Origin of the sequence: uncultured Gimesia sp. (assembly GCF_937910335.1) — a bacterium.
Taxonomy (GTDB): Bacteria; Planctomycetota; Planctomycetia; order Planctomycetales; family Planctomycetaceae; genus Gimesia.
Window position 1 is genome coordinate 1 of sequence record NZ_CALEMX010000562.1, and the last position, 5889, is coordinate 5889.

At 46.5% G+C, this 5889-nt stretch carries 4 protein-coding genes; all 4 read right to left on the reverse strand.

Annotated features, from left to right (window positions below):
* The coding region (locus Q0668_RS23095; protein ID WP_298868902.1) for a PSD1 and planctomycete cytochrome C domain-containing protein at positions 1–2861 on the reverse strand (2861 nt) is incomplete at its 3' end.
* Positions 2862–2912: 51 nt separating this feature from the next.
* Positions 2913–4388, reverse strand: a complete 1476-nt coding sequence (locus tag Q0668_RS23100; protein WP_298868903.1) for an Nramp family divalent metal transporter — start codon at positions 4386–4388, stop codon at positions 2913–2915.
* A gap of 10 nt (positions 4389–4398) precedes the next feature.
* Positions 4399–5232, reverse strand: coding sequence for a cupin domain-containing protein (locus Q0668_RS23105; protein WP_298868904.1), 834 nt, complete (start codon positions 5230–5232; stop codon positions 4399–4401).
* A gap of 216 nt (positions 5233–5448) precedes the next feature.
* The coding region (locus Q0668_RS23110; protein ID WP_298868905.1) for a sulfatase/phosphatase domain-containing protein at positions 5449–5889 on the reverse strand (441 nt) is incomplete at its 5' end.

Here is a 5889-nt window from a genome sequence, read left to right on the forward strand (position 1 = left end):
TTCCATTGTTCAGCCAGTTGATTCAGTGTTGCAATACTCATTTTACTCTCTTCTTCTGTCGGGTTGCGGCCTAAAGCATTCAAATAAATTTGTCTCACTTGAGCTAATTGATCTGTCCCTGCTTCACTACGAATTTTAGCAGCGAAATGAACGGCTAATTGATAGATCATTTTATCATTCAACATATGTAATGCCTGAGTAGCAACCAGTGACTTTCCACGAACGAGACAATTAGGGCCCATTTGTGGAAAGTCAAAATTCTCCAGAAGTGTGGGTATCTGTGTTCTTCGCTGAAGTACATAAATACTTCTTCGCCACCCGCGTTCAGATCGTATCGAAGTTACTAAACCATCTGCGCGAACATCAACGGAGTCAGCAGGTCCAAAGGGTGTTAAATCGAGTTGACCAGAAATCGACAACAAAGTATCTCTGAGAACTTCCCCTTCCATGCGTTTCAAAGGCATTCGCGAGAGGAACCTTCCGTCGGGATCAAGTCGCAATGCGATATCGCTCACGGAAGAACTTTGTTGATACGTATTTGATGTGACGATAATCCGATGCAGGGCTTTGATGCTCCAGCCCTGTCGCACAAATTCGTTCGCAAGCCAATCCAGTAGTTGTGGATGGGAAGGTCTTTCGCCCGCTTTTCCAAAATTGCCAGGTGTATTAACGATTCCTCTCCCGAAATGATGCAACCAGATGCGGTTGACCATGACACGCGCTGTCAGCGGATTATCGGGTTGGGTCAACCATTTGGCAAACGCGAGACGCCTTCCCGTTGATGTCTTATTCTTGACGGGCCTTACGATGTTCAGAGGATTGTTGTTCTTCGTCAGAACCGCTGGTACGCCCGGATCAACGGGATGCCCGGGAGTGAGATAATTTCCGCGTTTCAGAATATAGGTTGGTGAAGGAGTTCCACGAGACCACAACGCACGAATCCGAGGAGTCGTTCGTTGTTTCTTTTTGAGTGTTTTGATCTGTTTCTGGAAACGATCCATTTCTTTTTGATACACGGGATCGAGTTTCTTCAGTTCAGTCGGCGATATCTTCAATAGTTTTTCATGCGTTTTCAATAGTTTCCGCTGTTCAGAAGTCTGTTGATTCGGTGTTCTGGATAAGGCGATTAAGACTTGTTCTCGTTCGTGTTTGGGTAAAGTATGGGCTTTTTTCTCACGTTGAATTTTGAGCACATTTGCAGTTAAGTTCGTTGACTTTTCATTGATTTTCTGAATTTGCGAAACCAATTGTTTCTTAAATAGCTCGTGCTGTTTGCGTTCTGCGGCTGTCATATATGCCAGCGTCCGCGGTCCTTGAGACTTCAACCAGTCGTGTTCATCATAGGCCCCCTTGAAGATCGCTGTCAGGCGGTAGTAATCTCGTTGCGGTATCGGATCAAACTTATGTGAATGGCATCGCGCACATTTGATGGTCAATCCCATGACTGCAGATCCCAGAATGTCCATCTCGTCGGAGATCACTTCCAGGCGGTCAGGTACAAAATTGGTAATGTTGGCAAAAGTGCGGTCGGGAGCCGTTCGCAGAAAACCGGTCGCAACTAGACAGTCGTAAACTTCTTGTGTGATTTGGTTAGATTGATAATCGACGAGTTCATCGCCGGCAATTTGTTCCATCAGGAAACGTGAATAAGGTTTGTCCTGATTAAACGCACGGATAACATAATCGCGGTAGCGAAAAATATGTGGACGTAACTTGTCCTCATTCTGAGCACCTTCGGAATCTGCATAACCTGCTGCATCTAACCAATGCCGCGCCCAGCGCTCCCCATACCGTGGCGACGATAACAGTCGGTCGACCAGTTTTTCATACGCCCGAGGATCCGTGTCATTGATGAACTGATCGATTTCTTGTGGTGTCGGTGGCAAACCAATGAGATCGAAATAGAGTCGACGTATGATGATTCTCTTACTCGCCGCTGGAGAGAGGCTGAGTCCCCGTTGTTCCAGTAAACGCAACACAAATGCATCGATCGGGTTGTTTACACGATCTATTTGTTTCACTTTTGGAGGATGGACTAATGCAGGATGTTGAAACGACCAGAACTCTCGATCTTTATCTGCTATGAGGTCATTAGGCAGATTTTGAGCACCGGTTTCGGTCTCTTTTGATTCTATCAGATTGAGTTCAATCCACTTTTCGATCAGCTCCCGCTCACTGTCTTCCATAGGCTTTACACTGACGGAGACCAGCTTTCTTCGTGGAGGCATTTCTCCCGATTTGATTCGCTGAATGATCAGACTTTCGTTCGGCTTCCCCGAAATAACGGCAGGTCCTGATTTTCCCCCTTTTAAGATGGACTGCTTTGTGCGTAAATCAAGGCCCGCCTCTTTACGTCGACCGCCATGACAGGCAACACACCTTAAGTGAAGCAGGGGGACAATGTCATGTTGTGTCACTGCTAGCTCAGATTGGACTGTATCCCGGAACTTCGATCCACCTGCAATCCATTTTTTAATCTCTTCCAACTGACTTTTACTGAGTCGATCTTTTTCATCCGGTGGCATTTCATCGGCATCGATCATCTGGAATAACAGACTCGCGTCTGGATCTCCCGCCTGTATGATTCGCCCGGATTCGCTCCCTTTTAAAATTCCTTCAACATGACTGAGATCCAGACCGGATTTTTTTGTTTTTGAATTATGGCAACGAATACACTTGGCGTCGAAGATCGCTTTAACGGCAGTTTCATAGAAAACGGTCTTTGTTGTTGATTCACTTTCCGCGGCCTGTAAATTCCCTCTGTTCGCAGCAAGTAAAATGATCACTGCGAAATAGCCGACCATTCTGATGCAATTAATAAAAGGCAAGCAATCTTCAGTACCTTGCGTTTTATTGATCATCGTGATTCTCCGTGATTGAATGTGCCCCGTCATTGTACTATATCAATCCATTTATTTCATCGAGAAAAACAGATTCGATAGCAAAGCCAGTGATAAGCACCCGTAACAAATGGCACACAATATTAAACCACAACGACGCCAGAGAGTCGGGCGTAGTTCCGGCGGAAGCAGCTTTGTGTTCACAATTAAAATTTGAATGGCGGCAATCGCCAGAACGGGTCCGGCAACGGCACCCAGAATTTTAAACAGGAAGATGGCGTTTCCCCAATTGACTGCAAACAAACCCCAGACAGTTGCGATCGCCAAAAAAGTGTAATAGAGTTTGCTGATATTCATCCTGCGACGTTCGCGCAAGCGCGGACTTGCAACCCAGACCATGTCTGTAACCGTTCGGATCAGGACGTCTGTGTTGCTTAGGTGCGTCGACATCAAAACCCAAAATCCATTCAGGAGTGCCAGCCACCAGAAACCGCTCCAAAGTTGATCTGCCATATAACGCGCCTGAAAAGCACCCGCTGCCATATGGTCCATATTAGTACCTTCCGGAATGACAGCCGTCGCAAGGTTCACATTCAGAAACATTCCCACAAGACATCCAAGGCCCCATAACCAGATCTGATCTGCAGAAACATATCTCCACCATGAATTCCAGTTTCGAAGATTTTCTTCATTGATGGGAAAAACCGTTCCTACAGGAGAGAGCTGCATTTCACTTTGACTGAATGCACTCGTGATAGATCCTACTTTTGCTCCCATTCCAAAACCTTTATCACGATACCAGTTCGTGATCACCAAATTGCCAACACCCCCGGATCCAGCGGTCGCGGCAAATGCTGCCAGCAAAAATAAATCGATATCAGCGGGGAGACTTCCGAATTGGAAAAAACCGGTCAACGTTTTCATCCAATGTTCAAAAGGCACAAAAAGAATATTAACGATGATGAGGAATGAAAAAATGAACGTGATCATGATCCATGAGAAAACTTCCAGCATGCGTTCAATCGTTTTTCCGGAGAGCAGGATGCAGACCGTAATTCCAATCACGAAGTAAGTCAAATATTGCAAAATGGCTTGGTCTCCGTCGGCTGCCATATGACCGGCAAAGGAGGCAAAGAGAACCGAAGCACATCCCGCAGCCAAGGCGGGTACACCTAACTGAGCAATCGTGGCGAAAACGTAACCCCCGGCCCAAAATCGAGAGCCGGGCCGTAATCGCATAATGCCCACAAGAATCGGCTCGCCCGTGTATAATGTGTAACGAATTCCTTCCAAATTTAATAGAAGTTGCAATGCGATGGCCACGGTGGCGATCCAGAGAATGTCCATTCCATATTTAACAGTGATCGTCGGACCCACGAGCCACTCACCCCCGCCTATCGAACCAGCGAGCAAGATCGCTCCGGGGCCAATCGTGCGGAATAGATTACGTATTGTGAACGGAGGAGGTGCGGGTAAATCACTCTCGTTCCAGGGAGCAAGACTCCCGAACAGCATTGGCTCTGGTTGCTGTTTCGAAGGCGAATTCATGTTGTTTTCCTTAGAGTGCCTTCACCATGTGTTGATTCTCAGGGTGACATTCTTCGCAACAGCACTGTTCCAACTCGGTCCGATCAGACTCATCGCCGGCATAGACCCAAAGCATCGCCATAGGGTTCTCTGATCGATTAATAAATCGGTGCGGACGTTCTCTGGGAATACAAGCAGTATCGCAGTTTGACAATGGATATTCACGCCCCGCTACCTGACAAATGGCGTTCCCTTCGACAATTGTGATCGATTCATCAAATCCATGAACATGGCATGGCAGTGAAGCACCGGGCTGAAAGATACCATAGCCTCCACATATTCCCTGTGAACCAAATCGACTTGCAAACAAATCGCGAAAAAGAGCACCCGACGATAACTCATAAGTGGGGGCAGATTGAAAACGAGTCAGATGCTCAACGACATTCGAATCGGTTTCGAAACAGTCTTTGACCGCGAAATTATTTTCTACCCACTCTCTTGATGGTCGATCAGTGGCAAAGCTGACGAAGCAGGAGACTGGTTCATCAGACAAGTCATTTTGAATCCAATGTGATAACCCGGCAGGTACATGAAATGCGTCATATTTGCCGACCCGATAACGACGTCCCTCAGCGAAGATATGAACTGCTCCTGACAGCGGAACGATGACTTCGCTAACAGGATGAACATGAGCCGGTAATGTTGCCTTTGGTTGTAACGTCGCCATTCCAGTTGCAAGCCCTTGGGCTCCCATTTCGCCTATAGCAAGTGGTGAGAAATGAACCCCATCTGCCAAATCAACTTTTGAAAGTGAATCACCTGATGTAATAAATTCTAAGCGTCCCTGTTTTTGTATGCTATTCATGTATCTGACTTCCTGATTGGCTCGGTACGGGTACTGAATCACAGCCAGGAATCAACACCTGAATGTTATTGAATGTGGACTTCATTGTATCAGTTTCAGCAAATCCATGTTTGATATTCAACGATTCACAGGTTGCATTGATCTGATTCCAGGTAACATCGTCTAACTCAATTCCCTGTTCTATCCGCCGGGCTTCACCGGATTCACCCCAGAAGACTATTTCAGAGTTTTGTATTGGGGGTTTGGTACTGGCAACTGAGCTCCGACCTGATGGAGGTGTTCCTCCAACTGTTTCTTTAGTCTGGCAGTGATATCAGGCTGCGTTGCGGTCAGATCATGCGTTTCACTTAAATCCATAGCCAGATTGTATAGCTCAGTATGGTTATCCTCATAATATTTGATCAGTTTATAGTCGCCGACTCGAATCGCACTATAGGGAATGCCAACGAATACATTGTAGTGAGGATAATGCCAATAGAGTGCATCGCGACCAAGTGATACTTTCGGGTCTCTCAGCAATGGAACGAGCGAGACACCATCGACATTCTTATTGTGGTCTGCGTTACCTGCTATGCCTGTGATTTCAAGAATAGTGGGATAGTAATCCATTGTAATGACCCGTTCGGTACAGACAGTGCCGGGCTTTGTGATTCCGGG